The organism is Falsochrobactrum shanghaiense, assembly GCF_003149535.1.
In the GTDB taxonomy this organism is placed as follows: Bacteria; Pseudomonadota; Alphaproteobacteria; order Rhizobiales; family Rhizobiaceae; genus Brucella; species Brucella shanghaiense.
In genome coordinates, this window is sequence record NZ_QGDB01000004.1 from 90,553 (window position 1) to 116,455 (window position 25,903).

Here is a 25,903-nt window from a genome sequence, read left to right on the forward strand (position 1 = left end):
AAGGCGGTCATTCCGCCGCGACACCGATCTGCATGCGCTCCATCTCTTCCAGAGCGCGACGATATTCGACCGGCATGACCTTCACGAATTTGGGGCGATAGCTCTCCCAATTGTCGAGAATATCCTTTGCCCGCGTTGAGCCGGTGTAATGGAGATGATTGGCAATCAATTGCGCCAGACGTTCCTCGTCATGGTGGGTCATGTTGGCGGAAACGTCGACACGGCCCTTATGCATCAGGTCGCCGCCGTGATGGTGCAGTTTTTCGAGAATATCGTCCTCTTCGGGCACCGGCTCCAGTTCGACCATCGCCATATTGCAGCGCTGGGCAAAATCGCCTTCCTCGTCGAGCACATAGGCGACGCCGCCCGACATGCCCGCCGCGAAATTACGCCCGGTCTGGCCAATGACCACGACCACACCGCCGGTCATATATTCGCAGCCGTGATCGCCGACGCCTTCGACAACCGTTACCGCGCCCGAATTGCGCACCGCAAAGCGCTCGCCCGCCACGCCGCGGAAATAGCATTCGCCTTCCAGCGCGCCATAAAGCACGGTATTGCCGACAATGATGGAGTTTTCAGCTGCAATACGCGCGTCTTCCGGTGGCCGCACGATGATGCGTCCGCCCGAAAGCCCTTTGCCGACATAATCATTGCCATCACCGATCAGATCGAACGAGATGCCACGCGCAAGGAATGCCCCAAACGACTGGCCTGCCGTACCGCGCAGGGTAACGGCTATTGTGTCTTCCGGCAGGCCCTTGTGCCGGAAGCGCCTGGCCACTTCGCCCGAAAGCATCGCGCCTGCCGAACGATCCACATTCTTGATGTCGACATCGATCCTGACCGGCTGGCGCTCTTCGAGCGCAGGCATCGCTTCGGCGATCAGCTTGCGATCAAGAACGTCTTCAATCGGATGATGCTGACGTTCGGTCCAGTAAACCGCCTTCCTTTCAGCCTCAGGCTTATGGAGGATGCGGCTGAAATCGAGGCCTCGGGCTTTCCAGTGATCGATCATCGCCTGCTTTTCGAGCAATTCCGTCTGGCCGATAATGTCTTCCAGCCGGGTAAAGCCCATCTGCGCGAGAAGTGCCCGCACTTCTTCCGCAAGATAAAAGAAGAAGTTGATGACATGCTCCGGCGTGCCCTTGAAGCGCTTGCGCAGCACCGGGTCCTGCGTCGCCACGCCCACCGGGCAGGTGTTGAGATGACATTTGCGCATCATGATACAGCCTGCGGCAATCAGCGGCGCGGTCGAGAAGCCGAATTCATCGGCCCCCAACAGCGCCCCGATCACCACGTCGCGCCCGGTGCGCAGCCCGCCATCGACCTGCAAGGCGATGCGCGAACGAAGGCCGTTGAGCACCAGCGTCTGATGGGTTTCGGCAAGGCCGATTTCCCATGGCGAACCCGCATGTTTGAGCGAAGTGAGCGGCGAGGCACCCGTGCCGCCATCATAGCCGGATACAGTAATGTGATCGGCGCGCGCCTTTGCGACGCCAGCCGCAACCGTGCCCACACCCACTTCCGACACCAGCTTGACCGAAATATCGGCAGCCGGATTGACGTTTTTAAGATCGTAAATGAGTTGCGCCAGATCTTCGATGGAATAGATGTCGTGATGCGGCGGCGGCGAAATGAGGCCCACCCCCGGCGTCGAATGCCGGGTCTTGGCGATTGTCGCATCGACCTTGTGGCCCGGAAGCTGGCCACCCTCGCCGGGCTTTGCACCCTGCGCGACCTTGATCTGGATAAGATCGGCATTGACCAGATATTCCGTCGTCACGCCGAACCGGCCCGAGGCCACCTGCTTGATGGCAGAACGCTCCGGGTTAGGCGTCCCGTCGGGCAGCGGATAGAAGCGATCCGGCTCCTCACCACCCTCGCCCGTATTCGACTTGCCGCCAATGGCGTTCATCGCCCGCGCCAGCGTGGTGTGCGCCTCACGCGAGATCGAGCCGAAAGACATGGCCCCCGTCGAGAAACGCTTGACGATTTCAACAGCCGGTTCGACCTCATCGATAGAGATAGGCTCAAAGCCCCGATCCTTTGCAAAACGAATATCGAACAATCCGCGAATGGTCCTTGCCTGCGCCGACTTCGCGTCGAGCATCGCAGTATATTCGCTGAATGTCTGCGGATTGGAGGTGCGCACCGCATGTTGCAGCTTCGCCACCGCATCCGGCGACCACATATGCGCCTCGCCGCGCACGCGATAGGCATATTCGCCGCCGACTTCGAGCGCGGTCAGCAAAACCGGATCATCGCCGAATGCATCCTTGTGACGACGCACGGTTTCCTCGGCGATTTCCTCAAGCCCGACACCCTCGATACTGGTGGCGGTGCCGAAGAAATACTGATCGACGAAGCCTGTCTTCAGCCCCACCGCATCGAAAATCTGCGCGCCGCAATAGGACTGATAAGTCGAAATGCCCATTTTGGACATGACTTTCAATATGCCCTTGCCAATCGACTTGATGTAGCGCTTGACGACTTCATCCGCGTCCACTTCCGGCGGAAATTCGCGGCGGCGATGCATGTCGAGCAGCGTGTCAAAGGCGAGATAGGGATTGATTGCCTCCGCACCATAGCCCGCAAGACAGGCGAAATGATGCACTTCGCGCGGCTCGCCCGATTCGACCACAAGGCCGACCGAGGTGCGCAGGCCCTTGCGGATCAGATGATGGTGGACGGCAGCCGTCGCAAGCAAAGCGGGGATCGGAATGCGATCCGCACCAACCTGACGATCCGACAGGATGACAATGTTGTAACCGCCATGAACGGCGGCTTCCGCACGGTCGCACAGGCGTTCGATGGCGCCATGCATACCCGCAGCACCCTCGCCGACATTATAGGTGATGTCGAGCGTCTTGGTGTCGAAACGGTCTTCGGTGTGGCCGATGGAGCGGATTTTTTCCAGATCGCCATTGGTCAGGATCGGCTGGCGCACTTCCAGCCGCTTGCGGCGCGAGGTGCCCACCAGATCGAAAATGTTCGGGCGCGGACCGATGAAGGAAACAAGGCTCATCACCAGTTCCTCGCGGATCGGATCGATCGGCGGATTGGTGACCTGCGCGAAATTCTGCTTGAAATAGGTGTAAAGCAGCTTCGCCTTGTCGGACATGGCCGAAATCGGCGTATCCGTCCCCATCGAGCCGATGGCTTCCTGTCCGGTCGTGGCCATGGGCGACATCAGAAGCCGGGTGTCTTCCTGGCTGTAGCCAAATGATTGCTGGCGGTCGAGAAGGCTTACATCCTTGCGCAATGCGCGCGGCTCAACCGGATTGAGCTCCTCCAGAATGAGCTGCGTATTGGCGAGCCATTGCTTGTAAGGATGCTTCCGGGCAATCTGCGACTTGATTTCCTCGTCGGAAACAATGCGGCCCTCTTCCATATCGATGAGCAGCATGCGGCCCGGCTGAAGACGCCATTTCTTGACGATCTTCTTTTCCTCGACCGGCAGGACACCCGCTTCGGACGCCAGAATGACGAAATCGTCATCCGTCACGATATAGCGCGCCGGGCGCAAACCATTGCGGTCGAGCGTAGCACCAATCTGGCGGCCATCGGTGAAAGCGACAGCGGCAGGGCCGTCCCACGGCTCCATGAGGGCCGCATGATATTCGTAGAATGCACGGCGCTCGTCCGACATCAGCTTGTTGCCCGACCATGCTTCGGGGATCAGCATCATCATCGCATGAGCGAGGCTGTAGCCGCCCTGATGCAGAAATTCGAGCGCATTGTCGAAGCAGGCCGTATCCGACTGGCCCTCATAGGAGATCGGCCACAGCTTGGAAATATCGTTGCCGAAAAGCTCCGAATCCACCGAAGCCTGACGCGCAGCCATCCAGTTCACATTGCCGCGCAGCGTGTTGATTTCACCATTATGCGCGACCATGCGGTAGGGATGCGCCAGCCGCCATGACGGGAAGGTGTTGGTGGAAAAGCGCTGATGCACCAGCGCCACGGCACTTTCAAAGCGCGGGTCTTTGAGATCGCGATAATAGCTGCCGACCTGATAGGCCAGAAACATGCCCTTATAGACCACCGTACGCGCCGACATGGAGACGATGTAAAAGCCGTTATCGTCGCCGTCATTCTCCTGATAGATACGATTGGAAATGACCTTGCGCAGCACGAACAGACGGCGCTCGAAATCGTCATCCGTTTCCAGTGCCGGATTGCGGCCAATAAAGACCTGCAAGTGAAACGGCTCGGTTGCGGCAATTTCCGGTGCTTTCGACAGCGACGAATTATCGACCGGCACTTCGCGAAAGCCGATGAAGGACTGGCCTTCCGCCGCAATCACTTCCCGGACGATTTCTTCAATATGCGCGCGCAATTCCGCATCGCGCGGCATGAAGAGATAGCCGACGCCATAATGGCCGGGCTGTGGCAGATCGATGCCCTGCCGCGCCATTTCCTCGCGAAAAAAGCGGTCGGGAATCTGTACCAGAATGCCCGCGCCGTCGCCCATCAGGGGATCGGCGCCCACCGCACCGCGATGGGTGAGATTTTCAAGCATGAACAGGCCGTTCTCGATGACCTGATGTGATTTTTTACCCTTCATATGCGCAACAAAGCCAACGCCGCAGGCGTCATGCTCGTTGCGCGGGTCGTAAAGACCTTGCGCTGGCGGAACGCCGCGTGTGTGCCGCGTCGTTTTTCGTGCCGAATCCATGGTGGTTGTCGTGGCAGCCTTGACGTTTTCGTTCTGTATGGTGTGAGACATCACGTGCGATACAGATGGCGTCAAATGCGGCATCGTCATTTCCTCCAATAGGCCCCGGCTGCGGGGCGTCGCGATCAGATACAGGCCGGAACGGCACACCGTTCCGCAATTGCTTTGCATATGTGGAGAGCCTTATCGAAAAGGCGTTGGACGACGTTCCAATGCGTGCGGATAACAGCCGCCGCGGGGAATATTGTTTAAGCGCCTTGTCTTGTCAGGCTCGGACAGGTTGACCCGGCCCGCCAGAACAGGCGCACCAAACTCCCTGTCTAAATCAATGTCCTTTGAACGGGATCCTACCCGCTTGCACGAACATTTTCTTTCTGCGACCGACGAGAACATTCTAACAGATATTCAGCCAATCGCAGTGTTTTATGGGACAGCATCGGTGAACTAGTCAGTATTGCTGTCCTAATTATCTATGGCAGAATTCAAATTCACTCACAAGATGGAAACGCGATTTTTTTCGGCATCTGGCGTAATAAAATGCCACAGCAATGGCAGTCTGCCTCATTTAGTTGCGCTGGCGCCGTGCTCAGGCAACCATACGACGAATGAAATAGCCGGTGCTTCCGATTTTTCGCAAAGACGGGTTACTCCTGCGGCGCTGAGCGGCTATAGACACATTTTACGTTTTTGAAATGACGCATCCTGTTTGCGCCAGCAATTCTTGCCAGCGGAGAGAAACTTGCATTTTGCTTCCGATAACTGGGCCGGGGCCCATCCAAAAATCGCCGAAAGCCTTTCCACTCATGCTGCGGGTTTTGCCGAAGCCTATGGCGCAAGCGAACTCGACAAGCGCGTTGAACAGCGTTTCAATGAATTGTTCGAGCGCGAAGTCGCTGTGTTTTTCGTCGGCACCGGTACGGCGGCCAATTCATTGGCGCTTGCCAGCGTCAACCGTCCCGGCGGCGTTTCTATGGTCCATCGCGAAGCCCATGTGATCGAGGATGAATGCGGCGCACCGGAATATTTTACCGGCGGCGCACGCCTGCACCCAATCGATGGCGCTTTGGGTCGCATGGACCCGGAGCTTCTCAAGCGCGAATTGAAACGCTTCGATCCGGCCTTTGTTCATGCCGGCCAGCCCATGGCGGTGAGCATCACGCAAGCGACCGAAGTCGGCACGATCTATCAGCCCGATCATATAGAAGCGATTGCAAAAATCTGCCATGACAATGGCCTGCCTTTGCATATGGATGGCGCCCGTTTTGCCAATGCGCTGGTCTCGCTGGACATGACGCCTGCCGAAATGACGTGGAAACGGGGCGTCGATATTGTCTCCTTTGGCGGCACCAAGAACGGCTGCTGGTGTGCGGAAGCGCTGGTTTTCATGAAACCCGAACGCGCACGCGACCTGCCTTTCATCCGCAAGCGCGCAGCACAGCTTTTTTCCAAGACCCGTTTCATCGCCGCACAGTTCGACGCCTATCTGGCCGACGGCCTCTGGCTTGAACTGGCGCAACATTCCAATGCGCTGGCCGCCCGTCTGGCGCAGCATATCGAAGCTTCCAACCAGATGCGTCTTGCATGGACGCCCGAAGCCAATGAGGTTTTCGCGATCATGCAACAATCGGTCTATGAGCATTTGCAGGAGAAGGGTGCTGTTTTCTACGACTGGAACCCGCCCCATTCGGAAGTCGATCGCATCAGCGAGGGCGAGATTTTCGCCCGCTTCGTCACCAGCTTCGCCAATAGCGAAGAAGAAGTGGACCGTCTCGGCGCATTGATCGCCTGAAAAACAAAGGCGGCGCTTGAAGCGCCGCCCTCTCATTCATTCCATTGGCAATTAATGGGTGGTTTTCGTCTCGATCTGCTGGCTATCGGCAGACGATGCCGTGCCAACCTCGATCTTGCGCGGTTTCATCTGCTCGGGAATCTCGCGCTTGAGATCGATATGCAGCAAGCCGTTTTGCAGGCTGGCGCCCGCGACCTCGACAAAATCCGCAAGCTGGAAGCGGCGCTCGAAAGCGCGCGAAGCAATGCCGCGATAAAGCACTTCGCCGGTTTCGGAAGTGTCATTTTCCGCCTTTTGGCCCTTGATGGTCAGTTGATTGCGGTGTGCTTCGATCTCCAGTTCGTTTTCCGAAAAACCCGCAACCGCCATGGTGATGCGATAGGCGTTCTCGCCGGTCCGCTCAATATTATAAGGCGGATAGGACTGCGTGCCTTCCGGCGATGCAAGCGTATCGAGCATCGAGAAAAGACGGTCGAAACCAACGGTGGAACGATAAAGCGGAGAAAAATCTACGTGACGCATATGTTAGCCCTCCTTAAGAGCGACAGGATGCATTGACTGGCGGCAGAACTCCCGTTTTGGCGAGCTCTCTCATGCCGGCGATCCCGTTATCGGCGACCGCATTGTTCATTTGGGAATGGATATTTTTGATTTCAAGCCCTTCTGCATGCTGAAACAAATCGTCATTCGCTGAACCAAAAATGAACAATATCTTCGGCGAGCGTTCAGGTGGCTGGGGCTACTGTTCCACTACACGACAACTGACCGATAACAAGTCCCTTTAAGGATCACTACCATGAGAAAATCTGTTCTCGCTTTTGCCGCTCTTGCCACTATCGCTACCGCTTATACGGTACCATCTTTCGCTGCCGGTCACGGTTCTGTCATAGAGATTCAATGGCATGACGGGCATCGCGATCGCCGCCCCGACTGGGGGAATGATCGTCGGCGCGGTGCAATGGGGCCAAGACAGATTGCCCGCTCACTCGAACGGCGCGGCTATGCGGTGGGCGACATGGACCGGCGTCGCGATACCTATCGTATCCGCGCTACCCGTCCGCGCGGCGGACGCGTCATCCTGACGGTCGACGCCTATAGTGGCCGCATTCTCGATGAGCGCCGCGTTGGTCGCGGCCGATAATTTCATGATCTTTTAGAAATTCAGCCGGTTGCAACGTCCCTTGCGCCTGCTGTTTTGGAACCGGAAGTTTGCTTACAAACTTCCGGTTACTTTTTATCATTCTGTTTCATTATAATAGGAGCAATATCAGCCATTCATAGCCGCAGGTCGTGTCCATGCCGGAACTGCTTTTTGAAACCGACGCCAATCCGATCCCTTCGGGGATAAAATCCGGTCTGTTTGAAAGCAGGGACGGCAAAAAGCTTCGCTATGCACTGCTGAAAGCCGATAGCAGGCCGCTCCGCGGAACCGTTGTTCTGCTGCATGGGCGCAATGAATTCATCGAAAAATATTTCGAGACTATGATCGATCTGTCCCGGCGCGGTTTCACCGTCGCCACTTTCGATTGGCGCGGACAGGGCGGCTCGCACAGATTGCTCAAAGACCGGCTGCGCGGCTATGTGGATCGATTCAGTGATTACACCGACGATCTCGATCAGTTCCTGAGCGAAATCGTCCTGCCCGACTGCCCGCCGCCCTTCTATGTGCTCGCACATTCCGCAGGCGCATTGATCGCCTATGCATCGATGCCGAAACTTTCCTCACGCATAACGCGCATGGTGCTCAGCACGCCGCTCATCGGTCTGGGCGATCCGCGATTGAGCGACGACACGATGCGCCGCGCGGCACTGGCCTTGCGCTGGATGGGCCTTGGCCGGATTTATGCCTCCGGCGGGAAAACGCGGCGAAACCGGCCTTTCGCCAACAATCCTCTCACCAGCGATCCCGCCCGTTTCATGCGCAATGGGGCAATATCCCGCGCTCATCCCGAACTGGCGCTTGGAGGCCCGACCGTGCAATGGCTGTGGGGCGCGCTGACCACCGCTTTACGCGTCAGCCAGCCCGAGTTTCAACAGGCCCCTGCCGTGCCGGTCCTCATAATCGCGGCAGGCAATGACCGCGTCGTGTCCACCGCTGCCATTGAACGCTTCGCGGCGCGTACGCGCAATATCTCACTCACCATCATCGACGGCGCGCGCCACGAATTGTTGCAGGAAGCCGATTTTTATCGCGAACAGGCGCTGGCGGCATTCGATGCCTTCATTCCCGGCTCGTCCGAAATTGAAGCGATGCCGCCAAGCATCGAGCCTGCATGATTATCCGTTGAGCAATTCCAGCGCCGCCGCATGCAGGGCTGGCGTTGCCGCGGCCACCACATCGCCGCCCTGCTCCGCCGGGCCGCCATCGCGCCGCGTGATAATGCCGCCTGCCTGCTCGATAATCGGGATAAGCGCAACAATATCATATGGCTGCAAACCCGCCTCCACGACAATATCGACAAAGCCGCCAGCCAGCATGGCAAAAGCGTAGCAATCCACGCCATAGCGCGTCAGGCGCACCGCATTTTTCAGCCGGTCAAAGCCCTTGCCCAATTCGCCCTTGAAATGGCCGGGCGTGGTGGTGAAAAGCGTCGCCTCATCAAGCTTCACATCGCTACGCACCGAAAGGCGCCGTGGTTCGGCGGCCTCGCCCTGCCGCACAAGATAGCTGCCCTCTCCATCGCTGTAAAACAACTCACCGGTAAAGGGCTGCGACATCATCCCCGCATGGGCATCGCCATCGATGGTCAGGCCCACCAAGGTTCCCCATACGGGCAGACCAGAGATAAAGGCGCGCGTGCCATCGACCGGATCGATGACCCAGACATGGCTGCGATCCACATTTTGCGGCCCATATTCTTCTCCAAGAATGCCGTGATCGGGGAAATTGCGCTCGATGACCGCGCGGATTGCACGTTCCGCCGCGCGATCGGCTTCCGTTACGGGATCGAATCCGGAACTGTATTTATTGTCCACCGCATTGAACTGACGGAACCGCGGCAGCGTTTCCGCAGCGGCCACGGCGGCTAATTCGGCAAAAAACGTCCGGTCGATCAACAATCCATTCTCCTGTTTCATGAAGCGATAGGCCCTGCGGGATTATTCGGCAGCAAGCGGAGGCACGCTGAAAAGATCATCAGGCAATGAGGTAAGATCGCTCACGAACTGATAAAGATCCGAACAAAGCGCCTCGAAGCCGGGCAGTTTTTGCAGGCTTTGCTCATCCATATAGAGGCTGCGATTGATCTCGATCTGCAAGGCATAGCAGCCTGTTGCCGGTCTGCCGTAGTGTTCGGTGATAAAACCGCCCGCATAAGGCTTGTTATGCGCCACCGTATATCCAAGCTGCTGAAGCAGTTCGATAGCGGCCTGCGTGAGTTGTTCGCTGCATGAACGCCCGAAACGGTCGCCAATGATAAAATCGGGCCGGGAGCCAATCTCACCGGGCCGGATACCGCCCGGCATGGAGTGGCAATCGATCAGGACAGAATAGCTGAAACGCTGCCGCGTCGCACGCAGCAATTCCTCCAGCGCGGCATGATAGGGCTTGTATATCTGCTCAATCCGATAAAAAGCCTCATCAAGCATTATGCGGCCGGGATAGATAAGTTGTCCCTCGCCCACCAGGCGCGGTATGGTGCCCAGCCCTCCCGCCACACGCGCAGACTGGATATTCACAAAAGGCGGCAGAGGCTCATCGAACATGCGCGGATCGAGTTCGTATGGCTCGCGGTTCACATCAAGAAAAGCACGCGGAAAATGCGCTTTGAGCAGGGGCGCGCCAAGGCGCGGCACGGAAGCGAACAACTCATCGACATAGCAATCTTCGGAATAGCGGATGGCCAACGCATCGAGCCGCGAGGCTTGCAGAAATGATTCGGGATAATAGCGACCGCTATGGGGCGAGTTGAAAACGAAAGGAATGCGCTGCTGGGCAGGCGCGCGCACCTCAAAAGGTGGCACCAGGGGAAAATCGCGTTCCAGACTCATGCTTCAACCCGCCTCAACTACCCTTGAACTCACGGCGCTGTGCTCATTGTGCTTTAAAAGCAGTATCTTATGCAAGATGGGCCGTGTTCAATACCAATATTTGATAACCGGCCTTTCGTCCTGTCGTCCAGCTTTTCTGCCGTTCGTTCCTGTAACACATATCAGCTTGTTGCCAAAGCAGCGCAATAACAATTAACATTTACGCGATCATTCATTTCATATTTACCAAAAAAGCGTTTTCTAGTGTGAAGGCTGAGTCGTGTTAGCGGACACGAACGATCGATGTGAAATTCGGACGGACCAATGAAAAGAATTCTTCTAGCTGAAGACGATAACGATATGCGTCGTTTCCTTGTGAAGGCGCTGGAAAAGGCGGGCTATCACGTCACCCATTTCGATAATGGCGCGAGCGCCTATGAGCGGCTGCGCGAGGAGCCGTTCTCGCTGCTGCTGACCGACATCGTGATGCCGGAAATGGACGGGATCGAACTGGCCCGCCGCGCGACCGAGATCGACCCTGACCTGAAGATCATGTTTATCACCGGTTTTGCGGCTGTCGCGCTCAATCCCGATTCGGACGCACCGCGCGACGCGAAAGTGCTCTCGAAGCCATTTCACCTGCGCGATCTCGTCAATGAAATCGAAAAAATGCTGATCGCCGCCTGAGGCGATCAGCATCTTTGCCGGCTTGCGATAAGTTGTTCGGCATAAAGCCCAAAAAACTTTGGAAAGGGCATTGACGGACGGAACGCGATATGGTGTATGCGCCACATCGAATGGGCGTGTAGCTCAGCGGGAGAGCACTACATTGACATTGTAGGGGTCACAGGTTCAATCCCTGTCACGCCCACCATTCGAACCCTTGATACTCAATGGGTTAAGGCATAATCCCCAAGCGTATAAATAGTTCCCCTTCGGTTCAATGAACCTATAGGCCATTTTACGCAGTCAAAGCGCCCACCCGGTCGCGCTCACTTCTGAAACCAACTCCACATTTTCACAGCGTTTTCATACAGCGCTACAACGCCGATCATGATGGCGAGAATGCCGAGGATCACCCACCGCATAAAGCGGCCAATGGTGCGCATTGATCGAACCAGTTCCAGTCCGTCTTTCATCAGGTCAATATCTTCCTCCCGCAGTTGAGACAGAAATTCCCGCGTCTCGTCGGGAAGCTCGACCATGCGATTTACGGTAGGCGCCTCATTATCCATTGGTGTCACCTTCCACACCCCGCTGCTTTGAAATATGCATTATGCCCCGCGATGCCCTGCCCTGCAGGAACATCGTTCTGCGCCAGATAGACGGCGGTGGTTGGCTTAACGGGGATTGCCTTGAAGCCCGCGCAATTGCTCGCAGTCTGGCTGCAAGCCCCCAAGCTCAATGCAGAGCCGATAGCTATCCATACCGATAATCTTTTCATCGATGTTCGCCCTTTGTGAGATTGCCTTTGCAGTGGCCCTTGCGGCCTCTAGTGCTGCATCCTGCCGCCCGTCACGCTTGCCAAGCTGGTAAAGGCCGATTGCCGCCAAACACGCGCCTATGAGCGCCAGAACGCGCCAATGGGATGTGAAGAAGGCAAGAGCGCTCATCAGTGATGCTCCTGCACTTTATCCATCGGCTCCGGCTTCTCTGGTTTCGGCTCCCTGTTCGGAATAAGCCACACCAGAAATGTCGTGATCCCGCCGACGATGGCCGTAGCGGTCGCGTCATCGATCCCAAGATCAATCCCGAAGTACGAGCGCACCCATGCGACAAAGGCCACGATGAGCGCAGCCCACATTTTGTTGAGACGGGTCATGCCGTTCTCCTTTTGAAGATGGAAGAAATCGCCTTGATGAGAGCGGCCAGCCAGCCGGTGGGTGGCTGCGTTTCCGTTGCGGGTATACCGATTTCGGGCTTATCGGCAGGCGTCACGCCATAGCCTTCTGCCCGGAGTAGATCATCGTACTTTCGGGCATAGCCGGCGATCAGAGCATCTTTGTCCGTCCCGTTGACAATCCGGCGCGCGCTCACAAAGTTGGAATATTGAAGCGTGATGTAATCGCCCAGTTCTTTCCCGGTGAACCAGCCGTCTCGCATCCCGAGCACGATAATTTGAGCGGCAATGTCGGCTTCAAGCGCCAAGGAAGGATTGTTGACCAGATCAACTCCAAACTCGCGCCCTGCCCGTTCATAATTGGCCTTGTGGGTAAGCTGGACGTAGCCCCTGCCGAAATACCCACCCGACCAGTAGTCAGACTTCACCCATGGCAGCTTTCCAGCTTTCCACGCTTTGGTGAGGATTTCCTTTGCTTTCGCATCGGTTTTTGCCAGTGTCTCGCGCACTGGTTTCATCGTGTGCGCCGTTTCGTGATATGCGGTCGCCAGCACGTAAGCTAACTGATTGCGCAACAGGCCGTGCTTTCGGCCCACCTCAATCAAGAGGCGGGTATCGCCAAGATGCATATTCATGTTGGATTTTCCTGATTTTGTGTCAGAATGATGAGGCGTCTAGCGATCAATGATCAGCGGACGCAGCCCCAGTTTACCCCCCCGGTGCCGGGGCTTTTCTTGAGCAACAAAAAGCCGCCTCAAGGGCGGTGCATGTAGTCTGATTGTGGGCTTTTTATAATGTTGATGCAGCAAGCCACATTGCGTCAATCTGTTCGACAGTAAGGCCGAGCGAACCGCCAACCTGTTCGATAAGTGGGTGGTTGCGATCAAACGTAGAAGCGTACTCCCATTCAATCCGCGCAACGTCGCGTTCTTGCTGACTTTCAATCGCATCTATTGTTGCTTCGACCTGCGATAGCAAAATGCCGTTTGAGACAAGCCCGAGACGCAGTTGCCGGGCGGTAAGCGGCTTTATTTCTTCGACTACAGGGGCCTCAACAATCGCCGAACCGTCCCAAATCTTTCCGAGTACAGTATCTTCATTTAACCCGAAATCGGTATCAATCCCTACCATTTCCAGATCGTGAATTTGCAACATGCTTGCATCATCAGTTATAGACACAACATTGCCTTCATCATCGACCGCTATATAAAAATTACTCGGGCTGTCTTTGGTCAGGTCGAGCCAATTCACTCCATCCTTGTCATAATACATCCAGACTTCTATTGGAGAACCGTCCGGCAACTCTAAGGTTGTGCGCTCTCTTGTCATTTTTCCATAATTTTTCATTGAACGCACCTTAGATATTTACCCACGAACCGCCGATGGATATTTGGACGGGCCTATATCTTCCTTGGAAATCACCGCCCGCGAATATCCTAATCCCAAACAGCACGCAGCCTTCTGGAGCGTCTGCATTACTCCCCGGTGATGCAGTCGGCGTAATAGCAGCCGACCCCAGTCTCACATTAGCAACGCGATTAGCTGCAACCGCATCAACGTCCGCCTTACGAGCGGCATGATTGCTCTCGGTCGGCGTTGCCCCGATACGAAAGTGATTTACAGCTAACGTAGTTGCCCCAGAAGCTTCTTGGGTGAGTGTAAAAGTATTGGTAGACGGATTAAACCACAGGCGACCGTAGCCAGCCCCATACGAGTTTAAATTAAACGACCCGATCTCAAGATATCCGCCACCTTCAATATGCTTTAATCTGCCATCTAAAACGCCAGTTACTGTAACCGATCCGCTTACAGTGCCTCCGCTAGTGCTGAAAGCACCGATATTCGCACGAGCTTGTTGTTGTTGAGCGTTGGTTAGCGTCTGCGGCTCATAAGTTAACACGGCTTTCACGCGTTTTATTAAGTCAGATCTCCACGTGGCTGAGAACGGAGACAAAGTCATGCCGAAGCTTCCAGTTGGTCAATACGGTCGGAGAGAGCTTGTATTGCTGCGACAAGCACAGGTGTGGGACGCCCATAATCAACCCCCTGGAATGTTTCACCGTCTTTCTCGCCGGTCACAGCATCAGGGAACACGGCTTGTAGCTCATGGGCTATGAAGCCGATTGTTTGAGGATAATCGGGATTGTCTTTCCAGTTAAAGGAAACGGGACGCATATTCAGAACAGTTTGTAATGCACCTTCTCGGTCTAGCTCTGTCACATTGGTTTTGAGGCGGTAATCAGAAGTTGTATTGAAAGCAGTTCCGGAGGTATTCACTTGAATACTCCCACGCTCTGCCGCGCCATCCATAAAGTTTGCAGCGCGATAAGGAGTGGCGGCTCTCGTCTGAAACCGAGGCGTGGGGCCAGACCAACTGTCGCCTATTATTTGGTTGTTGAGGCCTAGCTCCATCCGTCCCGACACCGCTGAATTGATATTGTTCTGAATAGTGGCGGTGGACCATCCTCCGACAGTATTAGCGTTCCCCGCACTGGTCGCATAGTTCGCGCTTGATGCTGAGCCAACACTGAGATTGCTCGGGGCGACAAGTTCGGCTTCTGACTGGTTACCGCCAAAATGAGCAACAATATGAGACGGTTGACCACTACCAAATGACCAATTGAAGTTTAAATTTCCTCCCCCTACCCTGCGGGGGTAAGCTCGGCCATTCATGCTACCTGCGACGGCATTTGAGATTTGAGAGTTCGTTTCGGTCCTAGTGTAAACCAATGATCGAACATAATAGATCGTATCGAAATAGCCCTTGAGCCAAGCTTTGATGTTGGACCAAAGGACGCGTTTAGATTTGCCGCTATCCGCACTATCGGTGATGACGGCGGTATCTGCATCCACAACCGTCGACTTTGCAGGCGCGTTGTTAATCGCCGTTAGAACAACGGCCTTCATCTGCTCGTAGTTTGTCGGATTAACGAGTATCCACGCGCCAGCCCCTGCATTCGCATTTGCATCATAATGGGCGAGATAAACGCCTTGAGCGACTATATCACCAGCCTCAAGGGCGCGTGCTGAGGCGTCACCCACAAACACCTTACGCAATGGCTTTGAACCACCGCCGTTTAGCGCCAGTGTGGTTGTGCCTGTATTAGTAACGGCAGCACGAAATGCAACTGTCATACCACCTACAGGAACGGTCATAGACGTATTGGTGGTCGGAAGTGATATTGCTGTAGCCGAACCGCCAGCAGTCAAAACTCCCTGATCTTTAATCCACTCAGCAATGCGAGCCATCATTTGACGCGCAGAGTTGTTCACCGTGTCCGGGAACTGCCCCTCTTTCCAGTTGATATCAGCGTCAGCGGTATCGTTATTGGCAGCGATTACGCTCCAATCAAAAATCGTAGCCATGTTTTATGACCTCATACCATGCGGGTTTTGAGAAATTGGGAAATGTAATCAGTCAGTGCAGGCATGGATTGCGGGGCCTGCATGGGCTGCATCATCTGCGGCTGCTGCTGTTCGGGCATCATCTGGCCCATTGCCGCGAAGATCGGATTTGCCTGCGCTGCATCGACGCCGAGGGCAGACAGAAGGCCGGAAGGTGGTTCGGGCTGCGATTGAATGGGCTGTGCCGGGTGCGAAGCCACGTTAATCGGCGGGTCTAGTGGCGGCGCTGGCGTTCCGGGCGCTTGCGGCGGTGATGACGGCTGAGCCGCGATTTGGGAACCTATTGACCCCTTATTTATCCATTTGTTGGCGAACTCACCTGCCGTCATATCCATATCCCCGCCATTCAGGCGGACAGCATCAGCGCCAACAATATCGACAGCCCGTGCTCCGGGGTTCCCCAGCAGCTTTGCCGCGCCTCCTGCCCCTTGCTGATGGGCAAGATAAAGCTCGCCTGCCGAGGGATCGCGGCCTAGCGTTCTAGACAAAATCGATGCGTTATCTCGCGCAAGTCTCGCGGCTGCGTCCGATGCTTGAGCCGGATCAAACCTGTTCTCAAGGCCGTACTGCTTCGCCGTCCCGTCGATGAATTGAAACAGCCCGCCAGCGGATGATTTGGGATTTTTAGCGTTTGGGTTCCCGCCGCTCTCGATTTGCGCAATTCGCATGAGCGCAGCAGGATCAACGCCATATCTGGATGCTGCCTGCATGATTGCCTGCTGCACGTTCGGCTGAAACGCCATTGGCATTCTCCAATAGAAAAAGCCGCCCGAAGGCGGCTTGCTGTCAACGGTTCATCGTCGTATGTTGTTGTCGGCGGTTAAACTTGGGGTCTTTTATGAGAAGCATAGTATTGGTGGCTGTGTGTGCCACAGCGCTTTCAGGCTGCGTTCAAACGCAAGAAATGGCATTAGCCAAGAATGTTTATCAGCTAGAGGTCAGTGGCAGCGGCCTTATTGCCGCCTCGCAAGTTCCGGGCAGTATTCAAAAGAGGGCGGCGGAACTCACGATTTCCAAAGGATATAGTCACTTCCTTATGGGGAATGCCAATTTGCGATCCGGTTCTGAGTTCGCCGGATATATGCCAGGCCAATCCAATACGACCATCAACACGTTTGGAAACTCCGCATACGCAAATACAACCTATTCGCCCGGCTTTGCAATGCGCCGAAGAACGGCCAATGCATCGGTAACGGTTGTGATGTTCAATGCGAAATCAGCGCCATCCAATGCCCTTGACGCAGCGCAGGTGTTAGCATCGTTGAAGAAGAAGTAATGACCCTGATCCACAACGAGAAAACAAAGCTGCTGGCGAATGCGCTGGATAGGGCGTCAACAGCGTGCTTCACGGTTGGCATTGCAACTCCTATCGCCGGGTATCTATATAATGTCGGCAATCTTGGAGCGTCTCTTAGCTCGCTTCGTCTGGCCTTCGGTCTGGTTGGTTGGCTTTTAGCTGCTATTGCATTACACTTGCTCTCAAGACGCGTCCTGAAAGGGCTACGATAATGAATGGATCATGGACACTGGCTTTTGTAATTGCCCCGGCTGCGGTAGTGGCCTTGGCCTATGCCGCTGTGCGCTGGCATGAATACAAAGAGCGCCCCAACAGCCACAAGCCGCGACATTCTCATTGATGAACCAGATGAGTAAGCAAGCGCAGCTTTTCGGGACAGTCGTGGCGATTATATTCACCATCGCGCTTGTGAAGGCGCTTGTATGGATACGCGACACATACCCTCACCACATCCTATTCATCATAGGCGCGATAGCTATTCCTTTATGCGTTGGGATAGGGTTCCTGCTGGATAAGAAGTCTGCGGGCCGGAAAGAGCGCGAATAATACCATCCCGCATGATTGACGTCGCTGCATCCGTCTGACCGATCTTCCCTATAGCGTCATAGACACCCTGCCCCGCACCGCCTTGCTGCGTAAGCAGGCGGGCGATTTCTGCAAAGAGGCCGTCCTCTCTCGCTGCCTGACGCGCTGGCGTTTCCCCGGTGAGTATCTGCATGATGCCCTTAGTCGCATTCACAGGCTCCCCGCGCATGACTGTTCTGACAGGACCGTCCGCCCCGGCCATATCTTTCACGCGCTTACTTATTGCTTGACGACCGTAAGTCCTTGAGTTGGTCGTAACGCCCGCCCTTAATTCGAATGACTGCGCGACCCTATCAAGTTCATCGAACAGCTTTCTCGACGCTTGCTCACCTAAAACCAGTGACGTCTTTTCACGATTGGCCGCGCTGGATAGCTGTTTCAGGGTGTTGAGCGCTGCTCGTGCATCGACATTAGGATCGGTGGCCGTCCTCTGGACGTTTGCCATCACCTCGTCAATCTGCGAGCGGATGCCTTGCGCAACGGCATGTTTTTCTGGCCCTGTCATGCCCCGAACAGCTATAGCCGCCTCATCGCGAGCCATACCACGAGACAGTAGTTTTGAACCGAGTTCAACGGCCTTAGACCGGCGAATAGGATCGGCAGCGGTTTCCAACGCTTGTCCATACTCAGGAACTAGAGATTTAAGATTGTCCCGGATTTCGCGAGAAAGGTTCTGGTATGCACGGCCAAGGGCGTTCTGCCCACCCATTGCGCCTGCACCTTCGCCAGCTTCCGCAAGATCATTCAGTGCACGAGTGATATAATCAAGCTGGCGCACGTCTGGCAGGCGCTCAAAAAGAACAGCGCCATCATCAGAGATATTCGCGAGTATTTGCTGTGACTGATTGCCCTCGGCCCGCATAAGCTGGTTTGCGCGATTGATTGCAGAGCTAGGAACACGGCCTTTTACCAGAGCTTCAATCTGCATAGCCTGCGGATGTGCATAGTCGATAGGCTGCGAATACGCACGATTATACGCAGACTGCCTCGCAGAACTTGAGCCAGTGCGGATGCCTTCTCGTGTTGCAGTGACGCCTTGCGGAGCGCCCAGAGCATCATCAAGAGCGGCAGAAAGCGCCGCGCTATCTCGACCGACACGGGCATCTATGGCTTCTCGAGCAATTTTCGATCCCGGCCCCCCTCGCTGAATCGTCGTATCAAGCACACCCTGCGCAGTTGGGCCAGCGTCAACAAGCATAGCTTCTCGGCCAGCCCGAGACATTGAAGCCTGCCCCTGCGGGCCAAGCGCGCCGTCTGCATCCAAGATGCTGCCAAGCATCCGCGCTGCTTCAGGAGTAATACCGGCGCTTTTAGCGATAGGGGCAGCATTCCGAGAATTGCGGAAAGCCTCATAGGCCTTCCCCACGCCCGATGCGACTAGCGGAAATGCCCCGCCTGCAATACCACCAATAGTTCCGCCCGTAAGCGCACCCATGCCACGGCTACCGTCATCGGCAGCGCCTGCGCCGTAAAGGCTACCAAGGGCCGCCCCCTCTGCGCTGCCCGCTGCTGCGCGGACGCCCAGACCAGCCCCCGCCGCCCGAGCTGACAGACCAGCTTTACCAATCGGCCCGCCTGCCGCCAAAGCCCCACCGACACTACCTACCATGCTGGCGACAGGGTTACTTTCTCTAAGTGCGCTCTGACGGTTGCGAATGGCTTGTGTATCCATGCCCAAGAGACCGGATATTTCATCACCCCAACCGAATGTAAGCGCGTCCCCAACTGCGGATGTTGAAGCGCTAAGTGATCGTGCGATGGGGCCGAGTGGATTGTATTTTCCCGCGTACATTCCAGATGAATAAAAGTCATCAAGCATCCTGCCTGTTTCAGGCTGCTGCGGTTTCGCGGCATCCGGAAATTTCGACGCAATCATATCCCTGATCTGCTCACGGGGCATATCGTCAGGAAACCGCACTTGCGTGCCGTCCGGCATCTTAACTATGGGCATATGGACACCTTATCGGAATCAAAGCATGATCAGAAAAATGGGAGGGGAGTAAATGCCGAAACTTTATACGGACGGTTCAAACAGGGTTACGGAAGTAACTGTTCTATCCTCACAGGCTGCGGCACACCCCATTCACGGGGTAGGAATTTCTTTGACGACAAAGGAAGCGGGAACCATCGTTCTCCGTGTTGATCAACAAAATATTGACGCCCTGAGACGGGATCTACTGGAAGCCGAGACATTCCTTCGCAGACCTTCTGGAACGGCGTAAGTTTTTTCATCATAGCCTCACTGGTTAAAGAAATCGGAGAAGTCGACAACGCCGCCAGCATTGTTCCCAGATAAAGCATTTTCATCGAATAATGGATTAGCCTCTGCCCACTCGCGAACCCGACGATTGAAGCCGGGATCAAGTTGGCCATGCTCCTCAATGTACTCATCAGCGAGCCGTGCAATATCAATCTTACGAGCTTCCATCGCACGGAAAGCAGCAAGCATTTTCCGGTTGCCTTCTGTAGAGCGGTCAATGCCGATCTGGCTGTCTTTCAGGAACTTAATATCGCGATCAGACAATGCGCCTGGCATCCCCATCCCACCATCAGGCGAACGCATGGTAAGAGCCATACGGTTCTGAACAGCGCGGATAAGTTCGCCACCTGCGAGCTTTTCGGGATCTGTATCAACACCCATAGCTGAGCCTAGCTGGCGCAACGTCAATTCGGCTTCTGCTCCCATGCCAGTGCGTACACCACTGTTGAGTGCTTGCTCAGCAAGGTCATACATACCCATCATCTGTTGCGCGTTGGATGCACCAGCCGAAATGTCATCATAGCGCTTAGCAAAGAGTTTGGCGCTTTCCGTACTCCACGCCTTTTCTCCGGCACCAACGCTCACATTCACGCCGCTCTTTGTCCCTTCAAGCACTGCCTGCTGATATTCAGGCGTTCCCGGCTGTAAGCCTGCTGCAGAAAGGTTTTGCATGAGAGTAGTTTGCTCGTTCTTTGAGCCGCCCAAATCCTGCATACTCTGCGGGTTGTTTTTGTCGATCAGAACCTTTTTCGGCCTGCCCTGCTCGTCGTAAATCTCGGTAATCTGCCAATCAGGCTTACCGGCCTTGGCGCGCTCTCCGAACCATGAGCGCATGAGTTCAGGGTCCGAGACGATGACCGCTGCTTCTTCTGGATCAACACCTTGAGATATGAGGTGTTGGACAGTGCGGTTCTGCTGCGCCTGCCCTGCGGCCAGTTTTTGGCGATTTTGGTTTATAGCCATCATTGCCATGCCCATCTGCTGATTGCGCGGATCGATCATGGCTATTGCAGGGGCAAGATTACGCAGGGTATCGCGCATTCCTCCACTAAACAGGCCCCCAGATTGCTGCTGCGGCATCTGCTGCGCCTGCTGTGGCGCTTGCGGCATAGGTGTGCCCTGATAGCTCTCCGGCTGTGCATTCGGCTGCATCTGTGGTGGAGTGGCCTGTCCGCCAAACATGCCAGCCAATACATCGAGAAGACCTGCCATGATGTTCTACCCCTTATAGGATGCTCAGAAGGCCAGCCAGACCGCCAAGAATATTTGCCGGCTGCTGGCTCGTCTGCGTTTGCGTTCCATAATTGCCAGCCGAGCCTTGTGCAGCAGATAGCAGACCACCAAGGCGCGCCCAATCCTCGTTATCGCTTCGCGTCCACTGGTTGATGAGGTCTGTAAGGCCCTGCTGGGTGCGCTGATCAATCGCACCGCCGATCTGCATCTGGCGGTCAGCGTCAAACATCTTGTTGCCCTGAATGGTCGGCAGTTGAGAAATCATGTTGAGCATATTGGACATGCCCTGATTTTCGATATTGGCTGCGCCGACTTGAGAATTGTAATTATTGCCGAAAGCGGACTGCCCAAGTGAACCTAGTGCATTTGCGGCTGATGTACCAAGGCCAGCGCGCGCCTGCTCCGCGCCTTCAAGCGCATTCGCGGCGGCAAGCTGGTTCTGTCGCTCTGTCGCGTAATCCTGATAGCGGAGATTATTGCTGGCATTGGCAATGCTGTCAGACAAAACACCCTGATTTGCGCCTGAACCATAGCGCCCACCTGCTGCAAACATATTGTTCGTTTGCGTGGCTATGTCGTCGGCACCCTTAGAGATGATGCTATCGAGATAGGGATTGCTGCCGCCCAGATAATCGCCGCGCGCGGTCGATGTCAGATATTCATTCGCCGCGCCACCCTGCCCGATAGAGCCAGCAGTGTCGCCAAGGAACGATGCTGCTTGATCCATCCAAGGGTTAGTCCCGTCAGACTGTTGCAGGTTTTTAATCGCATCCTGCGAAGCTTGCCCAAGCCCACCTGATCCAATGGTTTGAACAGCGGCATTCATCGGCAAGGTCTGCAATGCCGTGTTCATATTATTGTAATCGCTCGTTCCCGTCTTTGCCCATTGAGGTAGCGATCCCTGAACCGGGCTGGATGAGGTTTTATTCGTGGAGCTGTTGCTATTTCCCATAATCCCGCCCCTTACCGGCTACCGCGATTTTCAAGCATTTTGTTGCGGAAATTTCGACGTTCCTGCATCGCGGCATCATCGTCGCTCAGGTATTCCCCGGTGCGTTTGTCGAATGGGCGTTGGATGTAATATCCCTCACGACCGGGTCCCATAGCATCGATCCAGATCAGATCACCGCCCCGGTTTGCTGGCGCTTGCGGCTGCTGTCGTCCAGCCATGGCCTGCTGCATAATCGCCATAACGTCCGGAATGCCAGCATTGATGCTCTCGTTAGAGATCGGCGCTCCAGTGAAGCCTGTCGCTGCTAACGCGCTATTCATCCCTGAAAGGGTTGGCGCGCTCAACGCTGCCTGAGTTGGGCCGGTGTAGGTGTTGTATCCAGTCTTGGTGTCGTAAAGCCTCTGGGCTTCGCTGGCACCTTGCTTAAACAGCGGAGCGGCCCATGCAGGCGGTTTGTTTTCCTGAGTGGTTTTGGTGCTTTTGCTGCCCATCTTCACAGACCTTTCGAATAAATTCTTGCTTCGGGCTGATAGCCGTATCGCGGTAGCAGGCGCATCCAGCCGTCGCGGCCAATCAAACGCGCTTTCGTCGCTCCATGCTTACGCTTGGCCCACGATTCTATTTCCTTGAGGCAGGGCATCGCTTCTCGCAGCCGTGAGCCACCAACCTCCGCCAGAACGAGCGTCTTTGCCCCGGTGGCATCGTCCGCCGTGATTTCCGTTATGGGAGTGAGAATGACTCGCCCGACCTCATCTTGAATGATCCAGAGTTGGCGTCTGCCTGATGCACATTGCGCGATAATGTTTGAAACCGTCTCATCCGGGAACCGCGCGACATACTTTTCCAAGCAGGAGATAATATCCGGCCAGAGCGGTGACATTTCATCGGCGCTCATGTCAGAAGTCAGTCTCAGCTTCATCATATAAACCGTCCTGGCACTTCTGCGATGGTCAGGATGACATCGATGGCGTTTGCTGAACCTGCCTGAACACGGATTTCATCGCCATCAATCGGCGCAAAGGCATCTAACGGGAATGTGATTGCACCATTGGCCGGGATTGGGTGCTGATAAATCAGCCTGTATTGGTCGCTGTCCTGAATGGAATACCAACTGATAGTCACCGGCACGTCATTGCTGGTAAGGTTAGCGCAACGAATATCGATGACATGCGGATAGCCGGTGGCCGAATAAATCGTCGTATTGGCGGTTGTGGTGATATGCGCACCAATGGCGCGGCAGTTCTCGCGAGAGAAGTTAGCCATTACTGCTGCCCCTCCGCCTTGCCCACGGGGTCTACACCATGACAGTGTGACCAGTCCTGATCGGCGGGTATGTCGATTTCAAATGCATGAAAGCGGCCGCTGGCGCGCGCCGGGATAAGTCCTGTTCGGTTCGTCGGATAAACAGGCTTCCAGTTCGTTGCCCCGCCCGCACGATCGAGAGCGCCGACACGGCCATTGATCTTTGGCGCGTCGCATAACGGACGCCAGCCTGAAACGAAGGTTCTCCGTCCCTTGGAAAGCTCCACCGCGCCTGTTGCAAGCGTGGCTCCCAACGGCTTACCGCTGAAAAAGCCCATCCTGTATTGCGTATCAAATGCGGCCAGAGATGGCGCGCCTGCTGCCCATGCGCGGCTGTCGAGCGAGAACGGGAGATCATCCAGCGTGTAGCCCAATGCTGTGAGGCTATCGAGCGTGTAGCCCGGTGTTGTCGCCCGGACCAAACCGGTCATGATTGTACCGGGTTTCAACAACGACCATTTGTCGATCCCGTAATGATAGCAGAGCACCTTGTCATACGAATACTCTATCGGATTGCCCTTCGAGCGATACGCCCAATAGACAATCTTGCGAACAGGATCAGCGCTGCCAAACACCTGATAGAGTTCTGAAAGAGCTATATCATCCAGAAAAGTCTCGTCGACACGCTCCACACCAATCGGCGTTGGCGGCGTCCCGTACCGATAGAAGCCATCAAGTGCGAGATAGAAAATCCCGTTGCCTGTCGAAACAATCGACTGTGGAGCTACCGCGCCGTGCGCATCAACCGTCTTGTTGAACGTTGCAACGAGGGGGGATGTGAGCGCCAAAGTCATTTCACGGATGCATTTTTCCTGAAAGATGACCGCACCGCGTTCAAACCCGCATGATCCCATAATCTCGCCACCGTCCGGGAACATCTGGAAGTCAGATGACCTTTGGCGCGGGGTCCAGAATTGAGGCTGGTTAAGCCCCGACCATTGGACAGACTGCTCGCTCGTAGAGAGGTTCATCGCCACCACGAAATCACCGACAACACTGACATGATTTGCAATCGGGGCATCGGCGCTCAGGTCTGCAAAAGTGCCAATCACGCCGGAAATATCGATGTACTGGATTGGATCAATGCCGTTAGAGGCAAGAACCCACGAGCCATAATCAGTAAAGCTCCAGCGGGACGTTGCAGGTGTGGAATATCCGCCAGTCTTCGAGAGATTATCCCACGCCAGTGTACTAGAGTTGAGAACGTAAATCGCGTCCCCGGTGCCCACAAATTGGAGGTACTGACCGTTACTGACATACGCCAGATGCGATCCCTGCGGTCTATCACTTGTTGCAGCAGACAAAGGGACAAATGCTGGGAATGGTCCCCATGAGTTAACATGCGGAAGCACATTCACAAGATTTCTTGATGCAGTGGGATCAAACTTCGACCGGTCGGGCGCATATTCGGCAATTGGGATCATGGCGTTGGTCCTGAGATGCGCATCGCCGCGCCGCGATACATCGAAACCTCGCTGGCATCTTTGAGCGCTTCAATTTGGCTGGTAAACATTGAAGTCATGCCGACTGTGCGCTCAGCATCGCTGATAAAAATGCCAGCGTGCATGCAGGAGCCGTAGAGGTAAATATTGGGGTAGCTGCTCAGCAACCAGTTTGTTGGATTGCTCTCTGTGAGCGCCGGGATCTTCGCAAAATATGAAAAGCGGACCTCGCCGGTGGAACGCGGCCAAACTGTGATTTTGTTGCCATCAATAGTGAAATGCTGCGCTACACCTGCACTGGCGGAAAATTGCGTTTCATAGGGTGGAACGATCAGTTCCAGCTCACACCGAGGATTGGCGGACGAAACCGCTTGCCGCACTGCAAGATAGTCAGACGGAAGATCGGCTTGTCCATTGGCATCGAGCGTCAGGGTGACTGTTGTCAATTGATCTCGCGTGCGCAGATGCTTATTCATGTCTCCTTCGGCCAATGCGATGAAATCACCGCACATCGACGCTAAATCGACTCTGTCCAGCATCCAGCTTTGAATTGATGCGATCAGGTCACCATAGGAAGATAGAGCCATTAGACGCGTCCTTCCTTAGTTCGCCATGCGCGGTTATCACTGTCGTTAAGCCAGCTCGATATGAATTTCTTATCGCCCTGTCGTTCCGCTTCGGCGAGCTGCTCGTGATAGATATTGAGTGGTACGGACGCGATACGATGCCAGTCGCCAGTCCAAGCTTTACCGGCTTCGTTTCGCGCTTTTTCGTTTTCTGCCACTGTCGCGGTGATAGGGTAATCGGTGCGGATCACGGTCTTTTCACCATCAAACATATGCCAGACGGTGCGACCGGTGTGGGCGTCCCACTCAAGCAGGGTCCAGTCGCCGTCCTTAATCATTTGCCAGCCTTTGGAGCACGGCGCAGAGCACCTGTTTCAATACCTTCAAGTGCTGCTTCGACAGGAACTTCTATGCATGTTCCAGCTTCGCAGCGATTGCCGTCTGCGTCCCAAAAATCGCGGACGATTTCCACTTCAATGGTCTGAGCTTTCGGCTGTACTTTTGGATCAGACATTCGGTTTCTCCGTGTTCATAAGAAAAAGGACCAGCACAACGCCAGTCCTTGAGTTTCAGTGTGATGCA

At 55.2% G+C, this 25,903-nt stretch carries 28 protein-coding genes and 1 tRNA gene; 7 read left to right on the plus strand and 22 right to left on the minus strand.

What is annotated here, in order from left to right:
* Positions 1–7 precede the first annotated feature (7 nt).
* Positions 8–4,765 carry a glutamate synthase large subunit gene (gltB, locus tag DKP76_RS11385; protein WP_109706752.1) on the minus strand — a complete coding sequence of 1,586 codons (4,758 nt, stop codon included), beginning with the start codon at positions 4,763–4,765 and terminating at the stop codon, positions 8–10.
* A 655-nt stretch (positions 4,766–5,420) separates the two neighbouring features.
* On the opposite strand from gltB, the gene DKP76_RS11390 reads away from it, so the two are divergent.
* Positions 5,421–6,470, plus strand: coding sequence for a threonine aldolase family protein (locus tag DKP76_RS11390; protein WP_109706753.1), 1,050 nt, complete (start codon positions 5,421–5,423; stop codon positions 6,468–6,470).
* 51 nt (positions 6,471–6,521) lie between these two features.
* On the opposite strand, the gene DKP76_RS11395 is transcribed toward DKP76_RS11390, so the two are convergent.
* Positions 6,522–6,992, minus strand: a complete 471-nt coding sequence (locus DKP76_RS11395; RefSeq protein WP_109706755.1) for an Hsp20 family protein — start codon at positions 6,990–6,992, stop codon at positions 6,522–6,524.
* A gap of 274 nt (positions 6,993–7,266) precedes the next feature.
* On the opposite strand from DKP76_RS11395, the gene DKP76_RS11400 reads away from it, so the two are divergent.
* Together DKP76_RS11400 and DKP76_RS11405 are read left to right on the plus strand one after the other, a co-directional pair.
* Positions 7,267–7,611: a PepSY domain-containing protein gene (locus tag DKP76_RS11400; protein ID WP_109706756.1), complete on the plus strand. Its 345-nt coding sequence runs from the start codon at positions 7,267–7,269 to the stop codon at positions 7,609–7,611.
* Between the two features lie 155 nt (positions 7,612–7,766).
* Complete coding sequence (locus DKP76_RS11405) at positions 7,767–8,747, plus strand: alpha/beta fold hydrolase (RefSeq protein WP_109706758.1); 981 nt, start codon at positions 7,767–7,769, stop codon at positions 8,745–8,747.
* On the opposite strand, the gene hisN is transcribed toward DKP76_RS11405, so the two are convergent.
* Positions 8,748–9,530: a histidinol-phosphatase gene (gene hisN, locus DKP76_RS11410; RefSeq protein WP_109706759.1), complete on the minus strand. Its 783-nt coding sequence runs from the start codon at positions 9,528–9,530 to the stop codon at positions 8,748–8,750.
* 39 nt (positions 9,531–9,569) lie between these two features.
* A complete protein-coding gene (locus tag DKP76_RS11415) occupies positions 9,570–10,460 on the minus strand; it encodes an N-formylglutamate amidohydrolase (protein ID WP_109706761.1) in 891 nt (296 codons plus the stop codon).
* A 303-nt stretch (positions 10,461–10,763) separates the two neighbouring features.
* Between DKP76_RS11415 and cpdR the strand changes: the two genes are divergently transcribed.
* Together cpdR and DKP76_RS11425 are read left to right on the plus strand one after the other, a co-directional pair.
* Positions 10,764–11,126 carry a cell cycle two-component system response regulator CpdR gene (cpdR, locus tag DKP76_RS11420; protein ID WP_007877205.1) on the plus strand — a complete coding sequence of 121 codons (363 nt, stop codon included), beginning with the start codon at positions 10,764–10,766 and terminating at the stop codon, positions 11,124–11,126.
* Between the two features lie 112 nt (positions 11,127–11,238).
* Positions 11,239–11,313 (plus strand) — tRNA-Val (locus DKP76_RS11425).
* Between the two features lie 118 nt (positions 11,314–11,431).
* On the opposite strand, the gene DKP76_RS11430 is transcribed toward DKP76_RS11425, so the two are convergent.
* The 8 genes from DKP76_RS11430 to DKP76_RS11460 all read right to left on the minus strand — a co-directional run bounded on the left by DKP76_RS11430 (position 11,432) and on the right by DKP76_RS11460 (position 16,433).
* Positions 11,432–11,674, minus strand: a complete 243-nt coding sequence (locus tag DKP76_RS11430) for a hypothetical protein (RefSeq protein WP_109706762.1) — start codon at positions 11,672–11,674, stop codon at positions 11,432–11,434.
* A gap of 105 nt (positions 11,675–11,779) precedes the next feature.
* Positions 11,780–12,052, minus strand: coding sequence for a hypothetical protein (locus tag DKP76_RS19205; protein WP_158279435.1), 273 nt, complete (start codon positions 12,050–12,052; stop codon positions 11,780–11,782).
* Entirely contained in the window at positions 12,052–12,261 is a 210-nt protein-coding gene (locus tag DKP76_RS11435) for a hypothetical protein (protein ID WP_109706764.1), read from the minus strand. Before DKP76_RS11435 ends, DKP76_RS19205 begins: the two co-directional genes overlap by 1 nt.
* A complete protein-coding gene (locus tag DKP76_RS11440; RefSeq protein ID WP_245410214.1) occupies positions 12,258–12,914 on the minus strand; it encodes a glycoside hydrolase family 19 protein in 657 nt (218 codons plus the stop codon). The genes DKP76_RS11435 and DKP76_RS11440 overlap by 4 nt, the downstream gene beginning before the upstream one ends.
* Before the next feature lie 154 nt (positions 12,915–13,068).
* Entirely contained in the window at positions 13,069–13,626 is a 558-nt protein-coding gene (locus DKP76_RS11445) for a hypothetical protein (RefSeq protein WP_146198922.1), read from the minus strand.
* Between the two features lie 10 nt (positions 13,627–13,636).
* Positions 13,637–14,239, minus strand: coding sequence for a hypothetical protein (locus tag DKP76_RS11450; protein WP_109706768.1), 603 nt, complete (start codon positions 14,237–14,239; stop codon positions 13,637–13,639).
* Positions 14,236–15,645, minus strand: a complete 1,410-nt coding sequence (locus tag DKP76_RS11455; protein ID WP_109706770.1) for a tail fiber domain-containing protein — start codon at positions 15,643–15,645, stop codon at positions 14,236–14,238. Before DKP76_RS11455 ends, DKP76_RS11450 begins: the two co-directional genes overlap by 4 nt.
* An 11-nt stretch (positions 15,646–15,656) precedes the next feature.
* A complete protein-coding gene (locus DKP76_RS11460; protein WP_109706772.1) occupies positions 15,657–16,433 on the minus strand; it encodes a transglycosylase SLT domain-containing protein in 777 nt (258 codons plus the stop codon).
* Between the two features lie 89 nt (positions 16,434–16,522).
* Here DKP76_RS11460 and DKP76_RS11465 point away from each other — a divergent pair, with 89 nt between their 5' ends.
* Together DKP76_RS11465 and DKP76_RS11470 are read left to right on the plus strand one after the other, a co-directional pair.
* Positions 16,523–16,960: a hypothetical protein gene (locus DKP76_RS11465; RefSeq protein WP_146198923.1), complete on the plus strand. Its 438-nt coding sequence runs from the start codon at positions 16,523–16,525 to the stop codon at positions 16,958–16,960.
* Positions 16,960–17,193 carry a hypothetical protein gene (locus DKP76_RS11470; protein ID WP_109706776.1) on the plus strand — a complete coding sequence of 78 codons (234 nt, stop codon included), beginning with the start codon at positions 16,960–16,962 and terminating at the stop codon, positions 17,191–17,193. Before DKP76_RS11465 ends, DKP76_RS11470 begins: the two co-directional genes overlap by 1 nt.
* 263 nt (positions 17,194–17,456) lie before the next feature.
* On the opposite strand, the gene DKP76_RS11475 is transcribed toward DKP76_RS11470, so the two are convergent.
* From DKP76_RS11475 to DKP76_RS11520, 10 genes are all read right to left on the minus strand, one after another.
* Complete coding sequence (locus tag DKP76_RS11475; protein WP_146198924.1) at positions 17,457–19,442, minus strand: hypothetical protein; 1,986 nt, start codon at positions 19,440–19,442, stop codon at positions 17,457–17,459.
* Between the two features lie 363 nt (positions 19,443–19,805).
* Positions 19,806–21,038, minus strand: coding sequence for a hypothetical protein (locus DKP76_RS11480; protein WP_109706780.1), 1,233 nt, complete (start codon positions 21,036–21,038; stop codon positions 19,806–19,808).
* Between the two features lie 13 nt (positions 21,039–21,051).
* Entirely contained in the window at positions 21,052–21,786 is a 735-nt protein-coding gene (locus tag DKP76_RS11485) for a hypothetical protein (protein WP_109706782.1), read from the minus strand.
* A gap of 236 nt (positions 21,787–22,022) precedes the next feature.
* Positions 22,023–22,502: a hypothetical protein gene (locus DKP76_RS11490; RefSeq protein ID WP_109706784.1), complete on the minus strand. Its 480-nt coding sequence runs from the start codon at positions 22,500–22,502 to the stop codon at positions 22,023–22,025.
* A gap of 2 nt (positions 22,503–22,504) precedes the next feature.
* The gene (locus DKP76_RS11495) at positions 22,505–22,906 is read right to left on the minus strand and encodes a hypothetical protein (protein ID WP_109706786.1); all 402 of its coding nucleotides are present in this window, start codon (positions 22,904–22,906) and stop codon (positions 22,505–22,507) included.
* Between the two features lie 23 nt (positions 22,907–22,929).
* Positions 22,930–23,274, minus strand: a complete 345-nt coding sequence (locus tag DKP76_RS11500) for a hypothetical protein (RefSeq protein WP_109706788.1) — start codon at positions 23,272–23,274, stop codon at positions 22,930–22,932.
* The gene (locus tag DKP76_RS19030) at positions 23,274–24,737 is read right to left on the minus strand and encodes a hypothetical protein (RefSeq protein ID WP_146198925.1); all 1,464 of its coding nucleotides are present in this window, start codon (positions 24,735–24,737) and stop codon (positions 23,274–23,276) included. The genes DKP76_RS11500 and DKP76_RS19030 overlap by 1 nt, the downstream gene beginning before the upstream one ends.
* Positions 24,734–25,342, minus strand: a complete 609-nt coding sequence (locus DKP76_RS11510; RefSeq protein ID WP_109706792.1) for a phage adaptor protein — start codon at positions 25,340–25,342, stop codon at positions 24,734–24,736. The genes DKP76_RS19030 and DKP76_RS11510 overlap by 4 nt, the downstream gene beginning before the upstream one ends.
* Complete coding sequence (locus DKP76_RS11515; RefSeq protein WP_109706794.1) at positions 25,342–25,659, minus strand: hypothetical protein; 318 nt, start codon at positions 25,657–25,659, stop codon at positions 25,342–25,344. Before DKP76_RS11515 ends, DKP76_RS11510 begins: the two co-directional genes overlap by 1 nt.
* A complete protein-coding gene (locus DKP76_RS11520; RefSeq protein ID WP_109706796.1) occupies positions 25,656–25,835 on the minus strand; it encodes a hypothetical protein in 180 nt (59 codons plus the stop codon). The genes DKP76_RS11515 and DKP76_RS11520 overlap by 4 nt, the downstream gene beginning before the upstream one ends.
* Positions 25,836–25,903: the final 68 nt, after the last annotated feature.